This is a genomic window from Pseudomonas sp. GW822-FHT01E03, assembly GCF_058802985.1.
Genome location: NZ_JBXAOQ010000002.1, coordinates 108,253 through 134,324, shown reverse-complemented (window position 1 = coordinate 134,324; position 26,072 = coordinate 108,253). Strand labels below are relative to the sequence as shown.

25 protein-coding genes are annotated in these 26,072 nt (G+C 57.9%); 4 read left to right on the top strand and 21 right to left on the bottom strand.

The window, feature by feature from the left end:
• Positions 1 to 10: 10 nt before the first annotated feature.
• From AC1RP7_RS03835 to AC1RP7_RS03825, 3 genes are read left to right on the top strand one after another with little or no spacing between them, the layout of a single operon-like run.
• Positions 11 to 1,522, top strand: a complete 1,512-nt coding sequence (locus AC1RP7_RS03835) for an efflux transporter outer membrane subunit (RefSeq protein ID WP_493181441.1) — start codon at positions 11 to 13, stop codon at positions 1,520 to 1,522.
• Positions 1,515 to 2,633 (top strand): HlyD family secretion protein, encoded by a 1,119-nt coding sequence (locus AC1RP7_RS03830; protein WP_340312766.1) that lies wholly within the window; start codon positions 1,515 to 1,517, stop codon positions 2,631 to 2,633. Before AC1RP7_RS03835 ends, AC1RP7_RS03830 begins: the two co-directional genes overlap by 8 nt.
• The gene (locus AC1RP7_RS03825) at positions 2,623 to 3,648 is read left to right on the top strand and encodes a DUF2955 domain-containing protein (RefSeq protein ID WP_493181442.1); all 1,026 of its coding nucleotides are present in this window, start codon (positions 2,623 to 2,625) and stop codon (positions 3,646 to 3,648) included. The genes AC1RP7_RS03830 and AC1RP7_RS03825 overlap by 11 nt, the downstream gene beginning before the upstream one ends.
• Positions 3,649 to 3,694: 46 nt before the next feature.
• On the opposite strand, the gene glmS is transcribed toward AC1RP7_RS03825, so the two are convergent.
• The 21 genes from glmS to rpmH form a co-directional block, all read right to left on the bottom strand.
• Positions 3,695 to 5,527 (bottom strand): glutamine--fructose-6-phosphate transaminase (isomerizing), encoded by a 1,833-nt coding sequence (glmS, locus tag AC1RP7_RS03820; RefSeq protein WP_218494554.1) that lies wholly within the window; start codon positions 5,525 to 5,527, stop codon positions 3,695 to 3,697.
• A 1-nt stretch (position 5,528) separates the two neighbouring features.
• Entirely contained in the window at positions 5,529 to 6,305 is a 777-nt protein-coding gene (locus tag AC1RP7_RS03815) for a DeoR family transcriptional regulator (protein ID WP_057712664.1), read from the bottom strand.
• A 218-nt stretch (positions 6,306 to 6,523) separates the two neighbouring features.
• Positions 6,524 to 7,891, bottom strand: coding sequence for a bifunctional UDP-N-acetylglucosamine diphosphorylase/glucosamine-1-phosphate N-acetyltransferase GlmU (gene glmU / locus AC1RP7_RS03810; protein ID WP_493181443.1), 1,368 nt, complete (start codon positions 7,889 to 7,891; stop codon positions 6,524 to 6,526).
• Positions 7,892 to 8,004: 113 nt separating this feature from the next.
• Entirely contained in the window at positions 8,005 to 8,430 is a 426-nt protein-coding gene (locus AC1RP7_RS03805) for a F0F1 ATP synthase subunit epsilon (protein ID WP_007969909.1), read from the bottom strand.
• Positions 8,431 to 8,475: 45 nt separating this feature from the next.
• On the bottom strand, positions 8,476 to 9,855 hold the full coding sequence (gene atpD / locus AC1RP7_RS03800) for a F0F1 ATP synthase subunit beta (protein ID WP_008002330.1): 1,380 nt from the start codon (positions 9,853 to 9,855) through the stop codon (positions 8,476 to 8,478).
• Between the two features lie 27 nt (positions 9,856 to 9,882).
• Positions 9,883 to 10,743, bottom strand: coding sequence for a F0F1 ATP synthase subunit gamma (gene atpG, locus AC1RP7_RS03795; protein ID WP_008045673.1), 861 nt, complete (start codon positions 10,741 to 10,743; stop codon positions 9,883 to 9,885).
• A 50-nt stretch (positions 10,744 to 10,793) separates the two neighbouring features.
• Entirely contained in the window at positions 10,794 to 12,338 is a 1,545-nt protein-coding gene (gene atpA / locus AC1RP7_RS03790; protein WP_030132553.1) for a F0F1 ATP synthase subunit alpha, read from the bottom strand.
• Positions 12,339 to 12,359: 21 nt separating this feature from the next.
• Positions 12,360 to 12,896, bottom strand: a complete 537-nt coding sequence (locus AC1RP7_RS03785; protein ID WP_008045680.1) for a F0F1 ATP synthase subunit delta — start codon at positions 12,894 to 12,896, stop codon at positions 12,360 to 12,362.
• A 12-nt stretch (positions 12,897 to 12,908) separates the two neighbouring features.
• Positions 12,909 to 13,379: a F0F1 ATP synthase subunit B gene (locus AC1RP7_RS03780; RefSeq protein WP_008045681.1), complete on the bottom strand. Its 471-nt coding sequence runs from the start codon at positions 13,377 to 13,379 to the stop codon at positions 12,909 to 12,911.
• A 58-nt stretch (positions 13,380 to 13,437) separates the two neighbouring features.
• Positions 13,438 to 13,695, bottom strand: a complete 258-nt coding sequence (atpE, locus tag AC1RP7_RS03775; RefSeq protein WP_003097235.1) for a F0F1 ATP synthase subunit C — start codon at positions 13,693 to 13,695, stop codon at positions 13,438 to 13,440.
• 133 nt (positions 13,696 to 13,828) lie between these two features.
• A complete protein-coding gene (gene atpB, locus AC1RP7_RS03770; RefSeq protein ID WP_057712662.1) occupies positions 13,829 to 14,698 on the bottom strand; it encodes a F0F1 ATP synthase subunit A in 870 nt (289 codons plus the stop codon).
• Positions 14,699 to 14,714: 16 nt separating this feature from the next.
• Positions 14,715 to 15,122: a F0F1 ATP synthase subunit I gene (locus tag AC1RP7_RS03765; RefSeq protein ID WP_057712661.1), complete on the bottom strand. Its 408-nt coding sequence runs from the start codon at positions 15,120 to 15,122 to the stop codon at positions 14,715 to 14,717.
• A gap of 148 nt (positions 15,123 to 15,270) precedes the next feature.
• Complete coding sequence (locus AC1RP7_RS03760; RefSeq protein ID WP_057712660.1) at positions 15,271 to 16,143, bottom strand: ParB/RepB/Spo0J family partition protein; 873 nt, start codon at positions 16,141 to 16,143, stop codon at positions 15,271 to 15,273.
• Between the two features lie 9 nt (positions 16,144 to 16,152).
• Positions 16,153 to 16,950: a ParA family protein gene (locus AC1RP7_RS03755; protein ID WP_046038783.1), complete on the bottom strand. Its 798-nt coding sequence runs from the start codon at positions 16,948 to 16,950 to the stop codon at positions 16,153 to 16,155.
• An 18-nt stretch (positions 16,951 to 16,968) separates the two neighbouring features.
• Positions 16,969 to 17,613, bottom strand: coding sequence for a 16S rRNA (guanine(527)-N(7))-methyltransferase RsmG (rsmG, locus tag AC1RP7_RS03750; protein WP_057712659.1), 645 nt, complete (start codon positions 17,611 to 17,613; stop codon positions 16,969 to 16,971).
• Complete coding sequence (gene mnmG, locus AC1RP7_RS03745) at positions 17,610 to 19,508, bottom strand: tRNA uridine-5-carboxymethylaminomethyl(34) synthesis enzyme MnmG (protein ID WP_090452269.1); 1,899 nt, start codon at positions 19,506 to 19,508, stop codon at positions 17,610 to 17,612. The genes rsmG and mnmG overlap by 4 nt, the downstream gene beginning before the upstream one ends.
• Before the next feature lie 550 nt (positions 19,509 to 20,058).
• Complete coding sequence (gene mnmE, locus AC1RP7_RS03740; RefSeq protein ID WP_090452271.1) at positions 20,059 to 21,429, bottom strand: tRNA uridine-5-carboxymethylaminomethyl(34) synthesis GTPase MnmE; 1,371 nt, start codon at positions 21,427 to 21,429, stop codon at positions 20,059 to 20,061.
• 79 nt (positions 21,430 to 21,508) lie between these two features.
• Positions 21,509 to 23,188: a membrane protein insertase YidC gene (yidC, locus tag AC1RP7_RS03735; RefSeq protein ID WP_057712656.1), complete on the bottom strand. Its 1,680-nt coding sequence runs from the start codon at positions 23,186 to 23,188 to the stop codon at positions 21,509 to 21,511.
• 2 nt (positions 23,189 to 23,190) lie between these two features.
• Positions 23,191 to 23,436 (bottom strand): membrane protein insertion efficiency factor YidD, encoded by a 246-nt coding sequence (gene yidD / locus AC1RP7_RS03730; protein WP_010207715.1) that lies wholly within the window; start codon positions 23,434 to 23,436, stop codon positions 23,191 to 23,193.
• A complete protein-coding gene (gene rnpA / locus AC1RP7_RS03725; protein ID WP_056727027.1) occupies positions 23,429 to 23,830 on the bottom strand; it encodes a ribonuclease P protein component in 402 nt (133 codons plus the stop codon). Before rnpA ends, yidD begins: the two co-directional genes overlap by 8 nt.
• A 16-nt stretch (positions 23,831 to 23,846) precedes the next feature.
• Complete coding sequence (gene rpmH, locus AC1RP7_RS03720; RefSeq protein WP_003213577.1) at positions 23,847 to 23,981, bottom strand: 50S ribosomal protein L34; 135 nt, start codon at positions 23,979 to 23,981, stop codon at positions 23,847 to 23,849.
• 566 nt (positions 23,982 to 24,547) lie between these two features.
• Between rpmH and dnaA the strand changes: the two genes are divergently transcribed.
• Positions 24,548 to 26,068, top strand: coding sequence for a chromosomal replication initiator protein DnaA (dnaA, locus tag AC1RP7_RS03715; protein WP_493181444.1), 1,521 nt, complete (start codon positions 24,548 to 24,550; stop codon positions 26,066 to 26,068).
• Positions 26,069 to 26,072: the final 4 nt, after the last annotated feature.

Sequence of the window (26,072 nt, the reverse complement as noted above, 5' to 3'; positions counted from 1 at the left end):
TTTGCGCTTGATGCCACGCCCTGCTCGCATCAGCCGGCTTCTGCTCTGTGGCACCGTCGTCCTGGGGGGCTGTGTACAACTGGGCCCGGATTTCCAGTCGCCGGCCCAGCCCTGGGTCGACCACTGGAACAGCCCGGCCCTGGAGGTCGCCGGCCAACAACACGCGCAACCTGACAGCCGCCAATGGTGGCGCGTGTTCAACGACCCGGTGCTGGACCATTTGATGGCCGAAGCCGATGCCCACAACGCCGACCTGCACCTCGCTGGCCTGCGGGTCATGGAGTCCCGGGCGCAATTGGGTATCGCCCTGAGTGGACGCTACCCGCAATTGCAGCAGGCCAGCGCCGACAGCCTGTACTTGAACCGTCGACAATCGGGCGGCGCCAACCCTCAGGACACGCATTTCTGGCAATACAGCGCCGGTTTCGATATCGGCTGGGAGCTGGATTTCTGGGGGCGTTTCAGCCGTGCCATCGAGTCGGCGGACGCATCCTGGTTTGCCGCCCAGGCCAACTATGAAAATGCCTTGGTGCTGTTGCACGCGCAACTGGCGCAAAACTACTACGCCTTGCGCACCGCCGAGGCACGCCTGGCCATCGCCCGCAGTAACGCCAAATTGCAAAAACGCAGCTACGAGATCACCGAGCGCCTGTTCAACAGCGGGGCCGAAGCCGAACTTGATCTGCAACAAGCCAAGACCCAATACCTGGGCACACTCAGTACCATCCCGGATTTCGAGAGCCAGGTGGCGAGCTTGCGCAATGCGTTGTCCACCCTGATCGGCCAGCCACCCGGCTCGATCCCTGACCTCAATCGCAACACCGGCTTAGTGCCGCTGCTCGATACTGCGATCTTGCAGGATGTGCCGGCCAACCTGCTGGTGCGGCGCCCCGATGTTCGTGCTGCCGAGCTGCAAGTGGCGGCGCAGTCGGCGTTGATCGGTGTGGCCGAGACTGACCTGTACCCCTCCATCAGCCTGCTGGGCAGCATCGTCTGGTCTGCCAGCTCGCTCAGCGGTGCATCCAACACCCTGGACATGGTGGCCGGCCCCAGTTTGCGCTGGGACATCTTCGACCACGGCCGGATCACCAACAACGTCCGCGTGCAGGATGCGCGCTTGCAGCAACTGATCGTTATCTACCAGGACAGCGTGCGCCAGGCGGCACGCGAGGCGGACGACGCCGCGACCGGCTTGATCAAGGCACTGGAGCGCGACCGGATCCTCAGCGATGCATCGGTGGCCGCCGAACGTTCGGTGACCCTGGCCAATACCCAATACCGCGAAGGCTATTCCGATTTCCAGCGCGTGCTGGATGCCCAGCGGGCCCTGTTTGCCCAACAGGATATCTACCTGGTCAACCGTGGCACCGCGGTCAACAGCCTGATCGCCCTATACAAGGCTCTGGGCGGAGGCTGGTACAGCGACCAGCCGATGATCGACCCGGCCACCCGCAAACAAATGCAAGAACGGACCGATTGGGGCGATCTGCTCGACGAACCGAAGGAAAGTGCCAATGACTGACAGCCAACAACCGGCCGCCGAGAAAGCCCCGACACCTGCCGCCGACCCTGCGAAAAAAGCGATCAACTGGGTGGTGCTGCTGATCATCCTGAGTCTGGTCTGGTACCTGATGGCCGACCGTTACACCCCCTACACGCAACAGGCACGGGTGCAGGCCTTCATTGTACCGGTGGCCGCCGAGGTATCCGGCCGGGTGACCAAGGTGCATGTACGCAACAACCAGGACGTAAAGGCTGGCGAATTGCTGTTTGAAGTCAACCCGGAGCAGTACCAGATTGCCGTCGATCGCGCTCGCGCCGACCTTGAGTCGACCCGTCGCCAGGTGGGCGCCAACACCGCCGGTGTCGACTCCAAGCAAGCATCACTGCGTGCATCCCAGGCCAACGAGCTCAAGGCACGCCAGGACATCCAGCGGCTTGAACGCCTGTACAGAGAAGACCCGGGCACCATCTCGCTGCGACGCCTGGAGATATCCCGCGCCACCCTGGAAGAATCCATCAGCCAGGTCGCCGCGGCCAAGGCCGAAGTGCAACGTGCGCGCGAACAACAGGGCGGTAACGAAGACGAAAACGCCCAGTTGCTCAGCGCCGCCAGCAACCTTGAAAAAGCCGAGCTGGACTTGAGCAATACGAAGGTCCACGCGCGCTCGGCCGGCCTGATTACCGATTTGCGCACCGACGTCGGCCAGTTTGCTTCCGCCGGTGCGCCGGTGATGACCCTGATCGCCATCCACGATGTGTGGATCAGCGCCGACATGACCGAAAACAATCTGGGAAGTGTCCAGCCCGGGACGCCGGTGTCCATCGTCCTCGACTCCCTGCCGGGGAGAATTTTCAAAGGCCATGTGCGTAGCGTCGGCTATGGCGTCGATATCGGCCAGACCACCCAGCCGGGCAGCCTGCCGAAAGTGGAGAACAGCCGCGATTGGTTGCGCCCTGCCCAGCGCTTTCCGGTGATCATCGAGTTCGAACCCGGTGAGTTGACCGGCCCGCAAGGTATCCGGTCCGGCGGGCAGGCCGAAGTCATGGCATTTCCGAGTGAAAGTAACCCGCTGAATTTCCTGGGTCGACTGTTTCTGCGCCTGATGAGCTGGATGTCCTATGCGTATTGAGCGCCCGCCCCGGGTTCAGCGCGCCCTGCGCCTGAGCTTCGGCACGGCGCTGTGCCTGGCGGCGAGCTTTGGTCTGGCCCTGCCCATCCCGTTCCTCTCTCCGATGCTGGCGCTGATGATGCTGGCAGCGATGAACCGACCATTGCCGTTCAAGGCCAGCCTGGGCCTGATCCTGATCCTTATGCTGACCACCGGGACCGGCCTGCTGCTCATTCCCCTGCTGCGTTACTACCCGTTCAGCGGTGTACTGCTGGTAGGGCTATGCCTGTTCCTGGCCTTCGGTTATGGCCTGCGCGGCGGCAACCCGCTGGTGGCGACGTTTCTGGTGGTGGGCCTGACCTTGATCAGTTCGGCCGGAACCGCTGAATTCGCCCTGGCGCTTGAGGTGATCGTGGCCCTGGTCAAGGGGCTGTTCCTGGCCGTCACCACGCTGACCATCAGCCATTGGCTGTTTCCCGACCCCGCCAGCGCCCCTGCGGCCAAACCCGGCCCGAGCCTTACTCCAACCGAAAGCAGTTGGCTGGCGCTACGTGCCACGCTGGTGGTACTGCCGACTTTCCTGCTGGCCATGATCGACCCGGCCAGTTACCTGCCGATCATCATGAAAGCCGTCAGCCTCGGTCAACAAAGCTGCGCGACCAGCGCCCGCACCGCCGGCCAGGAGTTGCTCGGCTCGACCCTGCTCGGTGGCCTGATGGCGATTCTTTTCTGGTGCGCACTCAGCCTGTTCGTCAACCTGTGGATGTTCTTTCTGTGGATGCTGCTGTTCAGTTTGCTGGTGGCCAGAAAACTCTACGGCCTGGCCCTGACCCGACAGCCACCGAGTTTCTGGCTCAACAGCCTGGCGACCCTGATCATTCTGCTCGGCCAATCGGTACAGGACAGTGCGGCGGGCAAGGACGTCTACACCGCCTTCGCCATTCGCATGGGCCTGTTCATACTGGTGACCTTGTACGCCTGTGTCATGGTCCATCTGCTGGACATGCGGCGGGAGCGTCGAATTACGACCGCCTAGAAACAGAAAAACCCCCTGAGAAGGGGGTTTTTCACCTGTGGATAACTTATTCCACAGTGACCGACTTCGCCAGGTTGCGCGGCTGGTCAACGTCGGTGCCCTTGAGTACGGCAACGTAGTACGACAGCAGTTGCAGCGGGATGGTGTAGAGAATCGGCGACAGGATGTCGTGGATGTGCGGCATGTGCACAACGTGAGTGCCTTCACCGTTGGTCATGCCGGCCTTCTCGTCAGCGAAGACGATCAACTGGCCACCGCGGGCGCGGACTTCCTGAAGGTTGGACTTCAGCTTCTCCAGCAGTTCGTTGTTCGGCGCCACGGTCACCACTGGCATGTCGTTATCCACAAGCGCCAACGGGCCATGTTTCAGCTCGCCAGCCGGATAGGCTTCAGCGTGGATGTAGGAGATTTCCTTGAGCTTGAGTGCCCCTTCCATCGCCACCGGGAACTGCGCGCCACGGCCGAGAAACAGCGTGTGGTGTTTCTCGGCGAACAGCTCGGAGATTTTTTCCACGGTGCCGTCCATGGCCAGCGCCTCGCCCAGACGGGTCGGCAAACGACGCAACTCTTCGACCAACGTCGCTTCGACACCTTTGGCCAAGGTGCCACGAACCTGGCCCAGGGAAAGTGTCAGCAACAGCAGGCCAACCAATTGCGTGGTGAAGGCTTTGGTCGAAGCCACACCGATTTCGCGACCGGCCTGGGTCAACAGGGTCAGATCGGATTCGCGCACCAGCGAGCTGATGCCGACGTTGCAGATCGCAAGGCTGGCCAGGAAGCCCAGTTCCTTGGCGTTGCGCAGCGCGGCCAGGGTGTCGGCGGTTTCGCCGGACTGAGAAATGGTCACGAACAAGGTGTCCGGCTGCACCACCACCTTGCGGTAGCGGAATTCGCTGGCGACTTCGACCTGGCAAGGAATGCCGGCCAACTCTTCGAGCCAGTAACGCGCGACCATGCCGGCGTGGTAACTGGTGCCACACGCGACGATCTGTACGTTACGCACTTTGGCGAACAGTTCGGCAGCCTGTGGGCCGAATGCCTGTACCAGTACCTGGTTCTGGCTCAGGCGACCTTCCAGGGTGCGCTGCACCACGGACGGTTGCTCGTGGATTTCCTTGAGCATGAAGTGGCGGAACTCGCCCTTTTCAGCGGCTTCGGCGCCATCGCGATATTGCACGGCTTCGCGCTCGACGACCTTGCCGTCAACGTCCCAGATCTGCACGCTGTCGCGGCGGATTTCAGCGATATCGCCTTCTTCCAGATACATGAAACGGTCAGTAACCTGACGCAGGGCCAACTGGTCGGATGCCAGGAAGTTTTCCCCCAGGCCCAGGCCGATCACCAGCGGGCTGCCGCTGCGGGCTGCGACCAGGCGATCCGGTTGCTGCGCGCTGATCACTGCCAGGCCGTAAGCACCGTGCAACTCTTTGACGGTCGCCTTGAGGGCGACGGTCAGATCGCGCAGATCCTTGAGTTTGTGGTTCAGCAGGTGGGAGATGACTTCAGTGTCGGTGTCCGAGGTGAACACATAGCCCAAGGCTTTGAGTTGTTCACGCAGGGCTTCGTGGTTTTCGATGATGCCGTTGTGCACCACCGCCAGGTCGCCGGAGAAATGCGGGTGGGCATTACGCTCGCACGGCGCACCGTGGGTGGCCCAGCGCGTGTGGGCAATGCCCAGGCGACCGACCAGCGGCTCGGTGGTCAACGCCTGCTCCAGCTCACTGACCTTGCCCGGACGACGCACGCGCTCGAGTTTTTCATCGTTGGTGTAGACCGCCACGCCAGCGCTGTCATACCCACGGTATTCGAGGCGTTTCAGGCCTTCGACGAGGATGGCGGTGATGTTACGTTCTGCGACTGCGCCGACAATTCCACACATGCTATTTCTCCTGACTGACAGCCGCGCAAATCAAAGTGATGCCGCGGGCCTGAATCTGATCGCGAGCCTCAAGGGGCAGGCGTTCATCGGTAATAATGGTATGGACACTGCTCCATGGCAGCTCCAGGTTTGGAATCTTGCGGCCGATCTTGTCGGCCTCCACCATCACGACTACTTCGCGGGCGACTTCAGCCATGACCCGGCTCAGCCCGAGCAGTTCGTTGAAGGTGGTTGTACCGCGAACCAGATCGATGCCATCAGCGCCGATAAACAGCTGGTCGAAGTCGTAGGAGCGCAGTACCTGCTCGGCAACCTGCCCCTGAAAGGACTCGGAATGCGGGTCCCAGGTGCCACCGGTCATCAACAGCACCGGTTCGTGCTCAAGTTCGCTCAGGGCATTGGCGACATGCAGCGAGTTGGTCATCACCACCAGACCGGGTTGCTGTCCGAGTTCCGGGATCATGGAAGCGGTGGTACTGCCACTGTCGATAATGATGCGCGCATGCTCGCGAATTCGCGCGACGGCGGCGCGGGCGATGGCTTGTTTGTATTTGGAAACCGGCTGACCAATGTCGGCCACCAGTTCCTGAGGCAGGGTGATCGCCCCGCCGTAACGACGCAGCAACAGGCCATTGCTTTCAAGTGCCGCCAGATCCTTGCGAATCGTAACTTCCGACGTTTCGAAGCGCTTGGCCAACTCATCCACACTGACTTCGCCCTGCTGATTGAGCAAGGCGAGGATGTTGTGACGACGCTGAGGTGTGTTGCGCTTTGACATGAGCTGGTAAGTTTCGTTTCGAAAGATAGCGGAAGCAATCAAAACCTATCAGCGAAACTTCGTCAAGCACCATGCGATAAAAAGAGCTGTGGATAACCCTGTGTAGGAGCGAGCTCGCTCGCGATGGACTTAAGGGCGCTGCTTTTATTCAGACTGACCTCGTCATCATTGACGTCCATCGCGAGCAAGCTCGCTCCTACAAGGGAGTTGTGGATAACTCAGCCCTTCTTGATCTTCTCCGGCCGCTTCCAGCCGTCGATGTTCTTCTGACGAGCACGCCCGATGGCCAACTGGGATTTATCCACAGTCGAAGTAATGGTCGAGCCAGCCGCCGTGGTCGCACCGGCCAGGATATCCACAGGCGCTACCAACGAGTTGTTGGAACCAATGAACACATCTTCGCCCAACACGGTTTTCCACTTGTTGGCGCCGTCGTAGTTGCAAGTGATGGTGCCGGCACCAATGTTGGTGCGCGCCCCGACTTCGGCATCGCCCAGGTAAGTCAGATGACCGGCCTTGGCACCTTCGCCCAGGTGAGCATTTTTCAACTCGACGAAGTTACCCACATGCGCCCGGGCTTCCAGCACGGTACCTGGACGCAGACGCGCAAACGGGCCGGCATCGCTGCCTTCACCCAGAATGGCACCTTCGATATGACTGTTGGCCTTGATGACCACGCCTTTGCGCAGGGTGCTGTCCTTGATCACGCAGTTCGGGCCGATCACCACGTCATCTTCAATGACCACCTTGCCTTCAAGGATCACGTTGATGTCGATCAGCACGTCACGCCCGACCGTCACTTCGCCACGAACATCAAAACGAGCCGGGTCGCGCAGCGTCACACCTTGAGCCATCAAACGACGACCGGCGCGCAATTGATAATGCCGTTCAAGTTCGGAAAGCTGCTTGCGGTCATTCGCGCCCTGCACTTCCATGGCGTCGTGCGGTTGCTCGGTGGCCACAACCAGACCATCGCTCACTGCCATGGCAATGATGTCGGTCAGGTAGTACTCGCCCTGGGCGTTGTTGTTGGAGAGACGGCTCATCCAGTCGCCGAGCCGGGCAAAAGGCAGCGCCAGAATGCCGGTATTGCCTTCGGTGATCTGGCGTTGGGCTTCATCGGCATCTTTCTGCTCGACAATGGCGGCAACCTTGCCAGCGCCATCACGAACGATGCGGCCGTAACCGGTCGGATCGTCCAGTTCGACGGTCAGCAGTCCCAATTGCTCTGGACCCACCTGCTTGAGCAGGCGCTGCAGTGTTTCGACCTCAATCAACGGCACATCACCGTAGAGCACCAGCACGGTGTCGGACTGAATGAACGGCACGGCTTGAGCAACGGCGTGGCCGGTACCCAATTGTTTGTCCTGCAGGACGAAGTTCAGGTCATCCGCCGCCAGGCGTTCGCGCACCGCATCGGCACCATGACCGATCACGACGTGAATGCGCTGTGGATCAAGTTGCCGGGCGCTGTGGATAACATGGCCGAGCATGGAGTTGCCGGCAATCGGGTGCAAAACTTTCGGCAAAGCAGAACGCATACGCGTGCCTTGGCCAGCAGCGAGAATAACGATTTCAAGAGACATGACTGGCTACCAATCCTGGGTGGTCAGCGGCTGCGACCGGGTTGTAAAAATCGGAAAAGAAAAAAGGGTAGCCGAGGCTACCCTTTTTAATCAATCACACAACAAGTGCAGCCTTAGTGGCCGAACTTCTTGCGGATCTGCTGGACGGTGCGCAGCTGAGCTGCAGCCTCGGCCAGACGTGCGGCAGCAGAACCGTAATCGAATTCTGCGCCACGTTCATGCAAGGCCTTCTCGGCTGCCTTAACGGCTTCCTGAGCGGAGGCTTCATCCAGGTCGGCAGCACGTTGCACGGTGTCGGCAAGAACCTTGACCATGTTCGGCTGAACCTCGAGGAAACCACCGGAGATGTAATACACCTCCTCTTCCCCGCCCTGCTTGACCAGGCGGATCGGACCTGGCTTCAGATTAGTGATCAGCGGCGCGTGACCCAGAGCGATACCAAGATCACCCAGTGCACCGTGCGCAATCACCATCTCGACCAGACCGGAAAAGATTTCTCCTTCCGCGCTGACGATATCGCAATGGACTGTCATAGCCATCTGATTGCCTCAACCTAAATTAGCGCCCGTTGCCGGGCGCCGGGATTACAGTTTCTTGGCTTTCTCGATCGCTTCTTCGATGCCGCCAACCATGTAGAACGCTTGTTCTGGCAGGTGGTCGTAGTCACCGTTGAGGATGCCTTTGAAGCCAGCAATGGTGTCTTTCAGGGAAACGTATTTACCCGATGCACCGGTGAAGACTTCAGCCACGAAGAACGGCTGCGACAAGAAGCGCTGGATCTTACGAGCACGGTTTACCAACTGCTTGTCGGCTTCCGACAGCTCGTCCATACCCAGGATCGCAATGATGTCCTTCAGTTCTTTGTAACGCTGCAGAACGTACTGAACGCCGCGAGCGGTGTCGTAGTGGTCCTGGCCGATTACGTTCGGGTCCAGCTGGCGCGAAGTCGAGTCGAGTGGATCGACCGCTGGGTAGATACCCAGGGAAGCGATGTCACGGGACAGAACGACGGTAGCGTCCAAGTGGGCGAAGGTGGTCGCTGGCGATGGGTCGGTCAAGTCATCCGCAGGTACGTATACCGCTTGGATCGAAGTGATCGAACCTTCCTTGGTCGAAGTGATACGTTCTTGCAGAACGCCCATCTCTTCAGCCAGGGTCGGCTGGTAACCTACTGCCGAAGGCATACGGCCCAGCAGTGCGGATACTTCAGTACCGGCCAGGGTGTAACGATAGATGTTGTCGACGAACAGCAGAACGTCGTTACCTTCGTCACGGAACTTCTCGGCCATGGTCAGGCCGGTCAGTGCTACGCGCAGACGGTTACCCGGCGGCTCGTTCATCTGACCGTAAACCAGTGCCACTTTGTCCAGAACGTTGGAGTCCTTCATCTCGTGGTAGAAGTCGTTACCCTCACGAGTACGCTCACCCACACCGGCGAACACGGAATAACCGCTGTGCTCGATGGCGATGTTACGGATCAGTTCCATCATGTTTACGGTTTTGCCTACACCGGCACCACCGAACAGACCGACTTTACCGCCTTTGGCGAACGGGCAAACTAGGTCGATAACCTTGATGCCGGTTTCCAGCAGGTCGTTGCCGCCTGCTTGTTCAGCGAACGAAGGCGCTGGACGGTGAATGCCCCAACGCTCTTCAGTGGCGATAGGGCCAGCTTCGTCGATCGGGTTGCCCAGAACGTCCATGATCCGGCCCAGAGTCGCTTTACCGACCGGTACGGAGATGGCTGCGCCAGAGTCGGTAACTTCCAGACCGCGCTTCAGGCCTTCGGTGGAACCCATCGCAATGGTACGAACCACGCCGTCGCCCAGCTGCTGCTGAACTTCCAGAGTGGTCCCGGCCGCGCTTTGTACTGTCAGCGCGTTGTAGATGCTCGGTACGCTGTCGCGTGGAAATTCCACGTCGATAACGGCGCCGATGATTTGAACGATACGTCCGCTACTCATAGCTGGATCCTCTGAATATTTGAACCGTTAAACCGCGGCAGCGCCGCCGACGATTTCCGAGATCTCTTGGGTGATCGCAGCCTGACGCGCCTTGTTGTAGACCAGCTGCAAATCGCTGATCAAATCACCGGCGTTGTCGGTAGCGTTCTTCATCGCGATCATCCGCGCAGCTTGTTCAGCCGCGTTGTTCTCGACCACCGCCTGGTAGACCTGCGACTCCACGTAACGGACCATCAAGCCGTCGAGCAGCTCCTTGGCATCCGGTTCGTAGAGATAGTCCCAGTGGTGCTTGAGGTCTTGATCCGGGGTTGCCACCAGTGGAATCAACTGCTCCACGGTAGGCTGTTGCGTCATGGTGTTGATGAACTTGTTGGACACCACGGACAGGCGGTCAATACGGCCGTCCAGGTAGGCATCCAGCATCACCTTGACGCTGCCGATCAGATCATTGATCGACGGCTCTTCACCCAGGTGGCTGATAGCTGCAACGACGTTACCGCCGAAGTTGCGGAAAAAGGCCGCACCCTTGCTACCAACGACACACAGATCGATCTCGACGCCGTTTTCGCGGTTTACCGCCATGTCCTTGACCAGGGCCTTGAACAGGTTGGTGTTCAAGCCGCCGCACAGACCACGGTCACTGCTCACTACGACATAACCAACACGCTTGATTTCGCGGTCGATCATGAACGGGTGGCGGTATTCCGGGTTGGCGTTGGCCAGATGCCCAATTACCTGGCGGATACGCTCCGCATAAGGACGGCTAGCAGCCATGCGCATTTGTGCCTTGCGCATTTTGCTGACCGCCACTTTTTCCATGGCGCTGGTAATCTTTTGCGTGCTTTTGATGCTCGCAATCTTACTGCGAATCTCTTTTGCGCCTGCCATGTAACACCTATCAGGTTAGCAAGCGGGAGCCTTGCGGCTCCCGCTGCGGCTTACCAGGTTTGGGTGGCCTTGAACTTCTCGATACCGGCTTTCATGCCAGCGTCGATTTCGTCATTGAAGTCACCTTTCACGTTGATCTTCGCCATCAAATCGGCGTGATCGCGGTTGAAGAAAGCAATCAGCGCTTGCTCGAAGCTGCCGATCTTGGCGATTTCAACGTCAGTCAGGAACCCACGCTCAGCGGCATACAGCGACAGCGCCATGTCAGCGATCGACATTGGTGCGTATTGCTTCTGCTTCATCAGCTCGGTAACGCGCTGACCATGCTCAAGTTGCTTACGGGTCGCTTCGTCCAGGTCAGAAGCGAACTGGGCGAATGCCGCCAGTTCACGGTACTGAGCCAGAGCGGTACGGATACCACCGGACAGCTTCTTGATGATCTTGGTCTGAGCGGCACCACCCACACGGGATACCGAAACACCGGCGTTCACTGCAGGACGGATGCCCGAGTTGAACATGGCCGATTCCAGGAAGATCTGACCGTCGGTGATGGAAATCACGTTGGTCGGAACGAACGCGGAAACGTCGCCAGCCTGGGTTTCGATGATCGGCAGTGCGGTCAGGGAACCGGTTTTGCCGGTCACTGCGCCGTTGGTGAACTTCTCTACGTATTCTTCCGAAACGCGGGATGCGCGCTCCAGCAGACGGGAGTGGAGATAGAACACGTCGCCTGGGTAAGCTTCACGGCCTGGTGGACGGCGCAGCAGCAGGGAAATCTGGCGGTAAGCCACTGCTTGCTTGGACAGATCGTCATAAACGATCAGCGCGTCTTCACCGCGGTCGCGGAAGAATTCACCCATGGTGCAACCGGAGTACGGTGCCAGGAATTGCAGCGCAGGAGATTCCGAAGCACTGGCAGCCACGATGATCGTGTTGGCCAGGGCGCCGTTTTCTTCCAGCTTGCGAACCACGTTGGCGATGGTCGATTGTTTCTGACCGATTGCTACGTAGACGCAGAAAATGCCGCTGTTCTTCTGGTTGATGATCGCGTCGATCGCCAGAGCGGTTTTACCGATCTGACGGTCACCGATGATCAGCTCACGCTGGCCACGGCCGACAGGGATCATGGCATCGACAGCCTTGTAGCCAGTCTGTACAGGCTGGTCTACCGACTTACGCCAGATCACGCCTGGAGCAACTTTCTCGACCGCGTCGGTCTCGGTGTTGCCCAGTGGACCTTTGCCGTCAACAGGGTTACCCAGTGCGTCGACTACGCGACCCAGCAGTTCCTTACCAACCGGAACTTCCAGGATGCGGCCAGTGCACTTGGCGCTCATGCCTTCAGCCAGAGACTGGTATGCGCCCAATACAACGGCACCTACGGAGTCTTGCTCCAGGTTGAGGGCCATACCGAAGACGCCGCCCGGAAACTCGATCATCTCGCCGTACATTACGTCGGCCAGACCGTGAATCCGCACGATACCGTCAGATACGCTGACGACAGTGCCTTCGTTACGGGCTTGGGAGGTCACATCGAGCTTGTCGATGCGGCCCTTGATAATTTCACTTATTTCGGAAGGATTGAGTTGCTGCATTGCTCTGCTGCCCCTTCAAACTCAAGATTTCAATGCTTCGGCAAGTTTCGCGATTTTGCCGCGAATCGAGCCATCGATAACCAGGTCGCCGGCGCGGATGACGACACCACCAATAAGGGCAGCGTCCTCCGCAACTTGCAGGCGCACTTCCCGGTTGAGTCGTGCACTGAGAACCTTGGCGAGTTTGTCTTGCTGTTCTTGGTTCAATGCGAAAGCACTGGTGACTTCAACGTCTACCGATTTCTCTTGTTCGGCCTTGTACAGGTCGAACAGAGCGGCGATCTCCGGCAACAGCGGGAGACGGTCGTTTTCGGCAACGACGTGGATGAAGTTCTGTGCCTTGGCATCAAACTTGTCGCCGCACACGTCAATAAACGTGGCGGCCTTTTCTGCGCTCGTCAGTCGCGGGGCCTTGAGCACGCGCTGCATGGTGTCGTCTTCCGACACCGCTGCAGCCAGGCCGAGCATGGCTGACCAATTGGCCAGTTGCTGGTGGGCCTGAGCGTGCTCGAAGGCCGCCTTAGCGTAAGGTCGGGCCAACGTGGTCAGTTCTGCCATGATCGCCCTCGCTTAGATTTCAGCAGCCAGTTGGTTAACCAGCTCTGCGTGCGCGTTTTGATCGATTGTGGCACCCAGGATCTTCTCGGCGCCGCCGACTGCCAGCAAGCCCACTTGGGCACGCAGCGCGTCTTTGACACTGTTCAGTTCCTGTTCGATCTCGGCCTGAGCCTGAACCTTCACACGGTCAGCGTCGACACGGGCCTTTTCAACAGCCTCTTCGACAATCTGGTTACCGCGTTTCTTGGCTTGCTCGATGATTTCAGCTGCCTGAGCTTTCGCTTCGCGCAGTTGGTGACCCGCTTTTTCTTGGGCCAACTCCAGGTCGCGAGCTGCACGGCTGGCAGCGTCCAGACCATCAGCGATCTTCTTTTGACGTTCGTGCAGTGCCGCAATGACCGGAGGCCATACGAACTTCATGCAGAACAGTACAAAAATCAGGAACGCAACGGACTGGCCAATCAGGGTCGCATTAATGTTCACGCCAACACCTCGCAGTTACGTTGTCCATCACACCAAATTACCCGGAAGATCCGAGTAATTAGCCAGCGATTTGACCAACGAACGGGTTCGCAAAGGTGAAGAACAGAGCGATACCAACACCGATCATGGTTACGGCGTCGAGCAGACCGGCAACGATGAACATTTTAACTTGCAGCATTGGAACCATTTCTGGCTGACGCGCTGCGCCTTCCAGGAACTTGCCGCCCAGCAGGCCGAAACCAATTGCGGTACCCAGTGCGCCCAGGCCGATCAACAGTGCAACAGCGATAGCGGTTAGACCAACTACAGTTTCCATCTTTCCTCCCGACTTTTACGTCGTATGGTTTAGGTTTTTTAGATTAAAGCGGTAAAACAAATCGTTTCAGATGCCCCGTAAGGAGCACCTTCCCGTTTTACCGGGAAGGACATCAGACTAGTCGAGACTGGCCTTAATGGTTTTCTTCGTGCGCCATCGACAGGTAGACGATGGTCAACATCATGAAGATGAACGCCTGCAGGGTGATGATCAGGATGTGGAACACAGCCCACGCCCACTGCAGAACAACGCCCAGGCCACTAAGCCAGAGCAGACCGCTGCCGAACATCACAGCAATCAGAATGAAGACCAGCTCGCCGGCGTACATGTTGCCGAACAGACGCAGAGCCAGGGAGATCGGCTTGGCGATCAGGGTCACGAATTCCAGCAGGAAGTTCACCGGGATCAGCAGCGCCTGAACGAAGATGTTCTTGCTGCCGAACGGGTGCAGGGTCAGCTCGCCGATGAAGCCGCCGAGGCCCTTGATCTTGATGCTGTAGAAAATGATCAGCGCGAACACCGTGAAGGCCATGGCCAGAGTCGCGTTCGGGTCGGTGGTCGACACGGCGCGGAACGGGATGTGTGCATCGCCGGAGATCAGGATGGCCAGCTGAGGAATCCAGTCGACCGGTACCAGGTCGACGGCGTTCATCAGGAACACCCAGACGAAGATGGTCAGTGCCAGCGGTGCAATCACCGGGCTACGGCCATGGAAGCTGTCTTTCACGCTGCCATCGACGAATTCGACCAATACTTCAACGAAGTTCTGCAAAGCACCAGGCTGACCGGAAGTCGCTTTCTTGGCCGCCATGCGGAAAAGAAGAACGAAGATCAGACCCAATGCGACCGACCAGCCGAGAGTATCGACGTGGAAAGCCCAGAAACCCATTTCTTTGGCTTCTGCTGCGGTGTGGGCAAAGCCCCAGCCGCCGGTAGGGTGCTGACCGAAGGTCAGGTTCTGCAAGTGGTGCTGGATATAGCCCGAAGCGGTTGTTTCTGCCATGGTTGCCTCAAACGCCCTAAGGTCTCGAAAGTCTTGTTCTCATCAGCAGGGGAGCGAACCAGCTGACCGACTGAGTCAGCACGAAGGCACCGAATACTGCAATCGGCGCCAGTGGCTTCACACCTGCAAACACCAGTGCAAACAGCACTGCCGTCAAAATCAGTTTGCCTGCCTCGCCGGCATAAAAAGACCGGACGATGGACTGGGCTGCTCGGGCGCCGGAAAACCGAAATGCCCTGTGAGCGAAATAAATATTGGGTAGCAAGGCTATCAGGCCTCCGCAGAGTCCCGAGTACCCGGCAACGACTCCATATCGGTACCAGAGCGCCAAAGCGGCGATCAGCAACACGACAAATTGAGCCATTAACACCGGAAAAACTGCCAGGCGATGGAAGGGCAGGCGGTTTGGCGTGCGGGTTTCCATCACTTTTACTCCCCAATGGTCGGCTGCCGAAATTCAATAACTTGGCATAATTTGTGCCGACAAAATGCGCGCAGAGTATAGGGGCGGTTCTGCCCCTATTCAACTGCCAGGTAGTGATTTCCGACTGCGCGCTACATGAGGAAATGTTTCAGCGGATATGTGCAAGTACGCCTTGAAGCTCATCCAGTGAGTTGTAGCCAATCACCAACTGCCCTTTACCCTTCTTACCGTGGCGGATCTGCACCGCAGAGCCTAGGCGCTCGGCCAGGCGCTGTTCGAGACGGGCGATATCCGGGTCCGGTTTTGCCGCTTCCACAGGCTCCGGTTTACCACTCAACCACTGGCGAACCAGTGCCTCGGTTTGGCGCACGGTCAGACCGCGTGCGACAACATGTCGCGCCCCTTCAACCTGTTGAATTTCCGGCAAACCGAGCAAAGCACGGGCATGACCCATTTCCAGGTCGCCGTGGGACAACATGGTCTTGATGACTTCCGGCAAGGAAATCAGGCGCAACAGGTTGGCCACGGTCACCCGGGACTTGCCCACAGCCTCGGCCACCTGTTGCTGGGTCAGCTGGAACTCCTGCTGCAACCGCTGCAGGGCCACCGCTTCTTCAATCGGGTTCAGGTCTTCGCGCTGAATGTTCTCGATCAGCGCGATGGCGATCGCGGTTTCATCGGGTACATCGCGAACCATCGCCGGGATGGTTTCCTGCCCGGCCTGCTGGCTGGCGCGCCAGCGGCGTTCGCCGGCAATGATTTCAAAGCGGCCGCTGCCGATCGGGCGAACCACGATGGGCTGCATGACGCCCTGGGCCTTGATCGATTGCGCCAGCTCTTCGAGCGCCTGCGGATCCATGTCACGACGCGGCTGGTACTTGCCGCGCTGGAGCAGATCCAGGGGGAGATGTTGCAGCTCACGCTGATCGGCTTGCGCCGCTTGTTCTTCCAGCGAGCTGACAGTCGGACCACTCAACAGAGCATCCAGTCCACGTCCGAGACCTCGTTTCTTGACGGCCATGGGGATTCCTTAAGTTGCCTGAGCAGCGGCGATGCGTGAGTTTTTGCGTTGACGACGAACCATTTCGCCCGCCAATGCCAGGTAGGCAACGGCGCCTCGCGAAGCTTTGTCGTACGCCAGCGCCGGCATGCCGTAGCTTGGCGCTTCGGCCAGACGGATATTGCGCGGAATGACGGTGTCGTAGAGCTGCTCGCCGAAGTGTTCCTTGAGCTGCGCCGAGACATCGTTCATCAGGCTCAGGCGTGGGTCGTACATCGTACGCAGCAGGCCTTCGACCTTGAGATTCGGGTTCAGCAGTTCAGAGATACGCTTGATGTTATCCACAAGGTCGCTCAAGCCTTCGAGTGCGAAGTACTCGCACTGCATGGGGATAATGACCCCGTCAGCGGCAACCAGTGCGTTCAAGGTCAGCATCGACAGCGACGGCGGGCAGTCGATCAGGATGTAATCGTAGTTTTCCCGGATCGGCGCCAGCGCGCTGCGCAGACGGCTTTCCTTCATCTGCATTTCCAGCAGCACCACTTCGGCCGCGGTGAGATCGCGGTTGGCCGGCAACAGCTGGTAACCACCGTGTTCGGAGAAGTGCATGGCCTGGGCCAGATCACATTCTCCGATCAGCAGGTCGTAGACCGAGTTTTCCAGGCCATGTTTATCCACACCGCTACCCATGGTGGCGTTGCCCTGTGGATCAAGATCGATCAACAGCACCCGGCGCTTGGTCGCGACCAGGGATGCTGCGAGGTTGATGCAGGTGGTGGTTTTGCCCACGCCACCCTTTTGGTTCGCAATCGCGAATACCTTAGCCATTCTTGCTTGTGTTCCCAATCATGCCGTGCGGCGCAGTATCAGCAGATGGCGTTGGCCTTGGCAACCAGGTACGGCCAGGGCGTGTTCGCTATCGAGGTGGAAGTCTGCCGGCAATGCTACCAGCTCATCGGCCGGATGAACGCCCTTCATTGCCAGCCAGCGTGTTTCGCTATCGCCGAGGTGGCGCGTCCAGTTACTGAAGTTCTCCATGCTGCTGAACGCCCGGGAAATGATTCCGTTGAAGGGCTGTGCAGGCTGGAAGGCTTCGACGCGACTGTGGATAACTTGCAGGTTATCCAGTTTGAGTTCGAGTTTGACCTGGGTCAGGAAGCGGGTTTTCTTGCCGTTGCTGTCCAGGCAAGTCACTTGCGACTCTGGAAACAGGATGGCCAACGGAATGCCCGGCATACCACCGCCGCTGCCAACGTCCAGCCACCGGCCGTTTTCGACGAACGACATCACGCTCAAACTATCGAGCAAGTGGCGGGAGACCATCTCGTCCGGATCGCGTACCGCGGTCAGGTTGTAAGCCTTGTTCCATTTTATCAACAGGGACAGATAACCCAGCAGCTGCGCGTGCTGGGTTTCTGTCAGCGTGACACCGAGCTGGCGAGCACCTGTGGATAACTCTTCTGCGTGTTGCGGAGTGACCAACGAACTCAAGCGCTTTGCTCCAACTGACGGCCCGCGCCGCGTTTTTTCAAATGAATCATCAACAGCGAAATGGCTGCCGGCGTAACGCCCGGTATACGCGAGGCCTGGCCCAAGGTTTCTGGACGGGTCGCGCCGAGCTTGCTCTGGATCTCCTTGGAGAGACCGGAAATATTCGTGTAATCGATATCCACAGGCAGTTTGGTGTCTTCGCTGGCGCGCAAGCGGGCGATTTCATCCTGTTGACGATCGATGTAACCGGCGTATTTGGTCTTGATTTCGACCTGTTCGGCGACCTGTGGATCGTCTGCCCCGCCACCGGTCACTTCGATCAGACCAGCGTAGTCGATTTCCGGACGGCTCAAGAGATTGAGCAGGTTGTATTCGTGAGTCAGCGGTGTGCCGAATTTTTCGGCAATCGCATCGCCCTGTTCGGTACCCGGGCGTACCCAGGTACTTTTCAGGCGCTGCTCTTCCAGTTCGATGCTTTCGCGTTTCTTGCAGAAAGCCGCCCAGCGCACGTCATCCACCAGACCCAGTTCGCGACCTTTTTCGGTCAAACGCAGGTCGGCGTTGTCCTCGCGCAGAATCAGGCGGTACTCGGCACGGGAAGTGAACATGCGGTACGGCTCTTGGGTACCGAGGGTGATCAGGTCGTCGACCAACACGCCGATATAGGCCTCGTCGCGACGCGGGCACCAGGCCTCTTTGCCTTGCGCACGCAGTGCAGCGTTGGTCCCGGCGAGCAAACCCTGGGCACCGGCTTCTTCGTAACCGGTTGTGCCGTTGATTTGCCCGGCGAAGAACAAGCCGCCGATGACTTTGGTCTCCAGGCTGTATTTCAAATCGCGTGGATCGAAGTAGTCGTACTCGATCGCGTAGCCCGGACGCACGATGTGCGCGTTTTCCATGCCGCGGATCGATTGCACGATCTGCAATTGCACGTCGAACGGCAAGCTTGTGGATATCCCGTTCGGATACAGCTCATGGGTGGTCAAACCTTCCGGTTCGATAAACACCTGATGGCTTTCCTTGTCGGCGAAGCGATGGATCTTGTCTTCGATCGACGGGCAATAACGCGGGCCGATCCCTTCGATCTCACCGGCAGCGGAATACATCGGCGAACGGTCGAGGTTCGCGGCAATGATTTCGTGGGTGCGCGCATTCGTGTGGGTAATCCAGCAGCTGACTTGCTTCGGATGCTGCTCTTTTGACCCCATGAACGACATCACCGGGATAGGCGTATCACCCGGTTGCTCGGACATCACCGAGAAATCCACAGACCGACCGTCGATACGTGGCGGAGTACCGGTTTTCAAACGACCCACGCGCAATGGCAGTTCACGCAGACGGTGAGCCAGCGCGATCGATGGCGGATCACCGGCGCGACCGCCGGAAAAATTCTGCAAACCGATGTGGATAAGTCCACCGAGGAACGTACCAGTGGTCAACACCACGGAATCAGCGAAGAAACGCAGGCCCATTTGGGTGACAACACCACGGACTTGTTCCTGCTCGACGATCAGATCGTCAGCGGCCTGTTGAAATATCCACAGGTTCGGCTGGTTCTCCAGGATTTCGCGGACAGCTGCCTTGTACAGAACCCGGTCTGCCTGCGCGCGGGTTGCTCGCACGGCCGGGCCTTTGCGGCTGTTCAACACGCGAAACTGGATACCGCCTTTATCGGTAGCCATGGCCATCGCGCCGCCGAGGGCGTCGATTTCCTTGACCAGGTGGCTTTTGCCGATCCCGCCAATGGCCGGATTGCAACTCATGGCACCGAGGGTTTCCACGTTATGCGTCAGCAATAGGGTTTTAACCCCCATACGTGCTGAGGCCAGTGCTGCCTCGGTACCGGCATGACCGCCGCCGATGACGATCACTTCAAAACGGGAAGGGAAATCCACCACGCACCTCGTGCCTGCTTAAGTAGGTAATTCAGGAATAGTTTGAGCTCAGGTTTTTGGACCTGGTCGACAAGTATAGGGACTTCGCCCTTCCTAAAGAACCCTTTGCACAAAATTTAACCAGCTGTGGAAAAGTCGGAGTTATAGAAATTAAAAAGAAAGAAATTTATTAAATCTTTGTTTTTATGTTTATTTCTATGCACCTACCTTTCTGTGGATAGATTGATACAGCCCTTTATTTTCAATGTGTACAGAGATTCAAAACCCTGTGTTCATGTGCCAATGAGGCCCTTGGATAACCGGTTTAAGCCTGTGGATGAAAGGGGTGGTTATCCACAGAGGCGGTTATGTCCAGTTTTCGAGCCCTGTTATCAACTGACCTTAGCCGCGGTTATTCACAGGGCTTAATCCACAGAAAAGTGCCGTTCGCTCGAAATTCGGGTGCAGGAATTCCGCTCAAGCAGACGAAGTCCGCTCGGCACTGGAAGTTTTTTTCAGAAAAGGAGAGAACAGACAGGCACGAATGGCCTGTCTGTGAATAACAGGAGGGCTACTTACCGATACAGAAACTGGAAAAAATCCGCCCCAGCAGGTCATCGGAACTGAAAGCACCGGTGATTTCACCCAGCGACTGCTGAGCCTGGCGCAAATCCTCGGCCAACAACTCGCCAGCACCGGCCAGGGTCAATTGGGCACGGCCATGCTCGAGGGCCGCACTGGCATGACGTAGCGCCTCAAGGTGTCGCCGGCGAGCGCTGAAGCTGCTTTCGGACGTTTGTTCATAGCCCATGCAGGCCTTGAGGTGATCACGCAGCAGCTCCAGCCCGACACCACCCGACTTGGCGCTCAGGCTGATGGTGACATGGCCGTCCTGGCTGACCTCCAGCGCAATGGCTTCGCCCGTAAGATCGGCTTTGTTGCGGATCAGGGTGACTTTCGCGGGATCGGGTCGGATTTCGAGAAACTCCGGCCAGAGTGCGAAAGGATCGAGGGCTTCCGGTGCAGTGGCATCAACCACCAACAGTACCCGATCGGCTTCGCCGATAGCTTTCAAGGCACGCTCGACGCCGATTTTTTCCACATGATCATCGGTATCGCGCAGACCGGCGGTATCCACGACGTGCAGCGGCATGCCATCGATGTGGATATGTTCGCGAAGCACGTCACGGGTGGTGCCGGCAATTTCGGTCACGATCGCCGCTTCACGCCCGGCCAGGGCATTGAGCAGGCTGGATTTACCGGCATTCGGACGACCGGCAATGACCACGGTCATACCGTCACGCAGCAAGGCGCCCTGCCCGGCTTCGCGCATGACGGTGGATAACTCGTCGCGCACCTTGTCGAGCATGCTCAGGACGTGGCCATCGGCGAGGAAGTCGATTTCCTCTTCCGGAAAATCGATGGCCGCTTCGACATAGATGCGCAAGCCGATCAATTGCTCGGTGAGGTTATGCACACGTGACGAGAAAGCACCTTGCAGGGAGCGCAACGCGTTTCGCGCAGCCTGGGCAGAACTGGCTTCAATCAGGTCGGCAATGGCTTCGGCCTGGGCGAGGTCCAGTTTGTCGTTGAGGAAGGCGCGCTCACTGAATTCCCCCGGCCGGGCGAGACGGCAACCCAGTTCCAGGCAGCGCTTGAGCAACATATCCAGAACAATCGGACCGCCATGGCCTTGCAGCTCCAGCACATCTTCGCCTGTGAACGAGTTCGGGCCGGGGAAATACAAGGCAATGCCCTGGTCCAGCACCTCGTCGTTTTCACTGAAAAACGGACCGTAGTGGGCAAATCGCGGCTTGAGCTCGCGACCGCTGAAGGCCTTGGCCGCAACGCTGGCCAACGGCCCGGAAATACGCACGATGCCTACACCGCCGCGACCTTGAGCGGTGGCGACGGCTGCGATGGTTTCGCGAGGAACGCTCATAAACCGGTATCCAGACAAAAGTGACAGATAGCAAAACGCCCCACTAGGGGGCGTTTTGAGTGGTTATCCACAGTGTAAATCAGGCAGCTGCTTTAGCGGCCGCTTCGATTTTACGTGTGATGTACCACTGTTGTGCGATGGACAGCACGTTGTTTACAACCCAGTACAGCACCAGACCGGCCGGGAACCACAGGAAGAAGAAGGTGAAGATGATTGGCATCAGCTTCATCACCTTGGCCTGCATCGGATCCGGAGGAGTCGGGTTCAACTGCTGCTGGATGAACATGGTTGCGCCCATGATGATCGGCAGAATGAAGAACGGATCCTTGATCGACAGGTCAGTAATCCACAGCATGAACGGCGCCTGACGCATTTCAACGCTTTCCAGCAGAACCCAGTACAGCGAGAGGAAAACCGGCATCTGCACGAGGATTGGCAAGCAACCACCCAGCGGATTGATCTTCTCTTTCTTGTACAGTTCCATCATGGCTTGCGACATTTTCTGCCGGTCATCGCCATGTTGCTCTTTCAGCGCGGCCAGTTTCGGTGCCACTGCCCGCATGCGCGCCATGGATTTGTAGCTGGCAGCCGACAGCGGGAAGAAGATCCCTTTGATCAGCATGGTCAGGAAGATGATCGACCAGCCCCAGTTACCCACAATGGCGTGGATGTGTTGCAGCAACCAGAAAATCGGTTGGGCGATGAACCACAGAATGCCATAGTCGACCGTCAGTTCCAGACCTGGGGACAACTCTTTCAACACAGCCTGGCTTTTCGGACCGGCGTACAGAACAGCGCTGGTCTCGGCCTTGGCACCCGGCGCAACACTCATCGATGGGCCGGTGTAGCCGATGATGTAGTTGCCTTTGCTGTCTTTACGGGTCTGGACGACGTTGTTTTCGCCCTTGGCCGGAATCCATGCGGTCACGAAGTAGTGCTGCAACCAGGCAACCCAACCGCCTGTGACGGTTTCTTTCAGCGGCGCCTTGTCCATGTCCTTCATGGACACTTTCTTGTACGGCTCGGAACTTGTCCACAGGGCGGCGCCCAGGTAAGTCGCGGTGCCGGTAGCCGTAGTCGATGAAGGATCGGCGCTGGCGTCGCGCTTCAACTGGGCGAACATCGCACCATTCCAGGGCTGGGCGCTCTGGTTGTCGACCAGGTAGGAAACGGTTACGTCATACAGGCCGCGTTTCAGGGTGAAACGCTTGATGTAGTTGACGCCGTCTTTGCTGAACTTCAGGTCTACGACCAATTGGTCCTGACCGTCAGCCAGCTGATAAATCTTCTTCTCCGAGGAATAAACCGGACGACCGGCCGGATTTGCATCCGGACCGTTGGTGCCGATCAGACCGCTTTGCGCCAGATAAGTACGTTCGCCGCCGTTATCGAACAGCTGGAACGGAATTTCCGGGTGATCCTGACGACGCGGATACAGCGGCAGGGTCAACTGGGCAACATCGCCACCTTGTGGGTCGACAGCCAGGTCCAGTACATCCGTTTTGATCTGGATGAGGTCCTTGCTCACAGCCACCGGCGTTTCGGCAGGTGCGCTGGTGTCGCTTGCAGCACGTGGAATGTCGTCACTGGCAGAAGCGTTGGAGCCAGATGCCGTATCCGGCAGGCCCGATGCAGTCGTATTGGTGGCAACATTCTGAGTCGGCAGGGCAGCCTGGCCATAGTCCTGGTTCCATTTAAGAACCATAACGTAGGACACGATTGCCAGGGCGACGATCAGGATCGTGCGTTTGATATCCATGATTACTCGGCCATCGAAGAAGAACGGGAGGTAGGGATAGGTGGAACCGGGTCATAACCACCGGGATTCCACGGATGACAGCGACCTAAACGACGAAAGGTCAGCCAGCCACCGCGAAGAAGGCCATGATTTTCGATGGCTTCTAACGCGTAGCAGGAACAACTGGGGTAGAAACGACAGTGACTGGCCATCAGGGGACTAATGGCATAGCGATAAAACTGGATCGGAACGAGTGCCAGTTTACGCATCTGGACTGTCTACCCCTACAGTTTCGGTTTTGACTGCTGGTACTGGCGAACTGCGAGCCAGTCGTTTCCAGAGTTTGCCGAAATGCTGAATCAATTCGGGGTTTTCTACGTCGCCCAAACCTTTGCGCGCGACGATAACAATGTCCCAGCCGACCAGAGAATCCTGGTTCAGGCGAAACGATTCGCGCATCAGACGTTTGAGGCGATTGCGCTCGACGGAGAGCTTTACGCTCTTTTTCCCGATTACCAACCCGAGACGGGGGTGATCAAGATCGTTGTTGCGCGCAAGGAGCAGGAGATTTTTCCCCGGAACCTTGCCGGTAGGGGAGTCAAAGACTGCCTTGAATTGCCGGGGGGTAAGCAGACGCTTTTCCCGACTGAAGTCCTGACTCACCTCCAGTGCCGGATTATCAAACTGCCAGACGCGCACGACCTTTGGCGCGACGACGCGACAGGACGGCACGACCGTTCTTGGTAGCCATGCGAGCACGGAAACCGTGGGTACGAGCGCGTTTGATAGTGCTTGGTTGGAAAGTACGTTTCATTGTCGTGTTACCTGGTTCGTCCACAACGGGCCGGAATGGCCCCCGTTTTAAGAGACCGGGGATTCTAGAGAAAGCAAGCCTTCAGGTCAATTTCCAACCAACGTTTCCTTATAAATAGATCTCCAGAGGTTTTTCAGCACTTGCACCTTGGGTAGATATAAAAATAAGAAAGGAAAGTATTTAAAGCTTTTCTGTAAAGCTTATAAAAGCTAGGGTCGCCATCTTCTGTGGATAACTCGATTCAGCCCTTGTTTTACCTGCTGTACAGAGAATGACAACTACGGTGGAAAACAGTGTTCAGCCTGTGCTGCGCTGTCGGATAACCTGTGTGTGAAAGGTCGCTTTATCCACAGGCCGGTTATCCACCGAGTTTCGCCCCCACTTGTGCAATGACCTTAACCCCGGTTATCCACAGAGCTTATGCACAGACCACTGGTCGCCTTTTTTGCGTATGAAACGGTGATTCTTCTTGGTCGATGAACCACCTTCGTGTGGATAAGTCGGCGTCTGGTCGCTACAATGGCCGCTTGTTTTTGCCTCACCGGCTTTCAACTTAGGGGATATCCGTGTCAGTGGAACTTTGGCAGCAGTGCGTGGAGCTTCTGCGCGATGAGCTGCCTGCCCAACAATTCAACACTTGGATCCGTCCACTACAGGTCGAAGCCGAAGGCGACGAGTTGCGTGTCTATGCACCCAATCGTTTTGTTCTGGACTGGGTTAACGAAAAGTACCTGGGGCGTGTTCTCGAATTGCTCGATGAGCACGGCAATGGCATGGCGCCTGCGCTTTCCTTATTAATAGGCAGCAAACGCAGTTCGGCACCCCGTGCTGCGCCCAATGCTCCCCTGGCTGCCGCGGCTTCCCAGGCCCAGGCTGCTCAAGCACCCGTCAGTCCGCCGCCGGCACCTACCGCCGTGTCGACCAAGCGTGCGACGCAAAAAGTGGCTGAAGTCTCCGAGGAAGAACCTTCCCGTGACAGCTTCGACCCGATGGCCGGTGCCAGTTCGCAACAGGCTCCGGTTCGTGCCGAGCAACGTACCGTGCAGGTCGAAGGTGCGCTCAAGCACACCAGTTACCTGAACCGCACCTTTACCTTCGAGAATTTCGTTGAAGGTAAATCCAACCAGCTGGCGCGCGCCGCTGCCTGGCAGGTGGCAGACAACCCCAAGCACGGTTACAACCCACTCTTCCTTTATGGTGGTGTCGGCCTGGGTAAAACCCACTTGATGCATGCTGTGGGTAACCATCTATTAAAGAAGAACCCGAATGCCAAGGTGGTGTACCTGCATTCCGAGCGTTTCGTGGCGGACATGGTCAAGGCCCTGCAACTGAACGCGATTAACGAGTTCAAACGCTTCTACCGTTCGGTGGATGCGTTGCTGATCGATGACATTCAGTTCTTCGCCCGCAAGGAGCGTTCCCAGGAAGAGTTTTTCCACACCTTCAACGCCTTGCTCGAAGGTGGGCAGCAGGTCATTCTCACCAGTGACCGCTACCCGAAGGAAATCGAAGGCCTTGAAGAACGCCTCAAATCCCGTTTTGGCTGGGGCCTGACCGTAGCGGTCGAGCCGCCGGAGCTGGAAACCCGCGTGGCGATCCTGATGAAGAAGGCCGATCAGGCCAAAGTCGAGTTGCCTCACGACGCCGCGTTCTTCATTGCCCAACGCATTCGCTCCAACGTCCGTGAGCTGGAAGGCGCGCTCAAGCGCGTGATCGCCCACTCGCACTTCATGGGCCGCGATATCACCATCGAGCTGATTCGCGAATCCCTTAAGGACTTGTTGGCGTTGCAGGATAAACTGGTCTCTGTGGATAACATTCAGCGCACTGTCGCCGAGTACTACAAGATCAAGATCTCCGACTTGCTGTCCAAACGCCGTTCGCGTTCGGTCGCTCGTCCGCGTCAGGTCGCCATGGCGTTGTCCAAGGAACTGACCAACCACAGCCTGCCGGAAATCGGCGATGTGTTTGGCGGCCGCGACCATACGACGGTCTTGCACGCGTGCCGCAAGATCAACGAACTTAAGGAATCCGACGCGGACATCCGCGAGGACTACAAGAACCTGCTGCGTACACTGACCACTTGATGAA

Excerpts from the sequence above, each read along its gene's own strand:
- AC1RP7_RS03835 (WP_493181441.1), top strand. The coding sequence starts at position 11 with ATGCCACGCCCTGCTCGCATCAGCCGGCTTCTGCTCTGTGGCACCGTC.
- AC1RP7_RS03830 (WP_340312766.1), top strand. The coding sequence starts at position 1,515 with ATGACTGACAGCCAACAACCGGCCGCCGAGAAAGCCCCGACACCTGCC.
- AC1RP7_RS03825 (WP_493181442.1), top strand. The coding sequence starts at position 2,623 with ATGCGTATTGAGCGCCCGCCCCGGGTTCAGCGCGCCCTGCGCCTGAGC.
- glmS (WP_218494554.1), bottom strand. The coding sequence starts at position 5,527 with ATGTGTGGAATTGTCGGCGCAGTCGCAGAACGTAACATCACCGCCATC.
- AC1RP7_RS03815 (WP_057712664.1), bottom strand. The coding sequence starts at position 6,305 with ATGTCAAAGCGCAACACACCTCAGCGTCGTCACAACATCCTCGCCTTG.
- glmU (WP_493181443.1), bottom strand. The coding sequence starts at position 7,891 with ATGTCTCTTGAAATCGTTATTCTCGCTGCTGGCCAAGGCACGCGTATG.
- AC1RP7_RS03805 (WP_007969909.1), bottom strand. The coding sequence starts at position 8,430 with ATGGCTATGACAGTCCATTGCGATATCGTCAGCGCGGAAGGAGAAATC.
- atpD (WP_008002330.1), bottom strand. The coding sequence starts at position 9,855 with ATGAGTAGCGGACGTATCGTTCAAATCATCGGCGCCGTTATCGACGTG.
- atpG (WP_008045673.1), bottom strand. The coding sequence starts at position 10,743 with ATGGCAGGCGCAAAAGAGATTCGCAGTAAGATTGCGAGCATCAAAAGC.
- atpA (WP_030132553.1), bottom strand. The coding sequence starts at position 12,338 with ATGCAGCAACTCAATCCTTCCGAAATAAGTGAAATTATCAAGGGCCGC.
- AC1RP7_RS03785 (WP_008045680.1), bottom strand. The coding sequence starts at position 12,896 with ATGGCAGAACTGACCACGTTGGCCCGACCTTACGCTAAGGCGGCCTTC.
- atpE (WP_003097235.1), bottom strand. The coding sequence starts at position 13,695 with ATGGAAACTGTAGTTGGTCTAACCGCTATCGCTGTTGCACTGTTGATC.
- atpB (WP_057712662.1), bottom strand. The coding sequence starts at position 14,698 with ATGGCAGAAACAACCGCTTCGGGCTATATCCAGCACCACTTGCAGAAC.
- AC1RP7_RS03765 (WP_057712661.1), bottom strand. The coding sequence starts at position 15,122 with ATGGAAACCCGCACGCCAAACCGCCTGCCCTTCCATCGCCTGGCAGTT.
- AC1RP7_RS03760 (WP_057712660.1), bottom strand. The coding sequence starts at position 16,143 with ATGGCCGTCAAGAAACGAGGTCTCGGACGTGGACTGGATGCTCTGTTG.
- AC1RP7_RS03755 (WP_046038783.1), bottom strand. The coding sequence starts at position 16,950 with ATGGCTAAGGTATTCGCGATTGCGAACCAAAAGGGTGGCGTGGGCAAA.
- mnmE (WP_090452271.1), bottom strand. The coding sequence starts at position 21,429 with ATGAGCGTTCCTCGCGAAACCATCGCAGCCGTCGCCACCGCTCAAGGT.
- yidC (WP_057712656.1), bottom strand. The coding sequence starts at position 23,188 with ATGGATATCAAACGCACGATCCTGATCGTCGCCCTGGCAATCGTGTCC.
- yidD (WP_010207715.1), bottom strand. The coding sequence starts at position 23,436 with ATGCGTAAACTGGCACTCGTTCCGATCCAGTTTTATCGCTATGCCATT.
- rpmH (WP_003213577.1), bottom strand. The coding sequence starts at position 23,981 with ATGAAACGTACTTTCCAACCAAGCACTATCAAACGCGCTCGTACCCAC.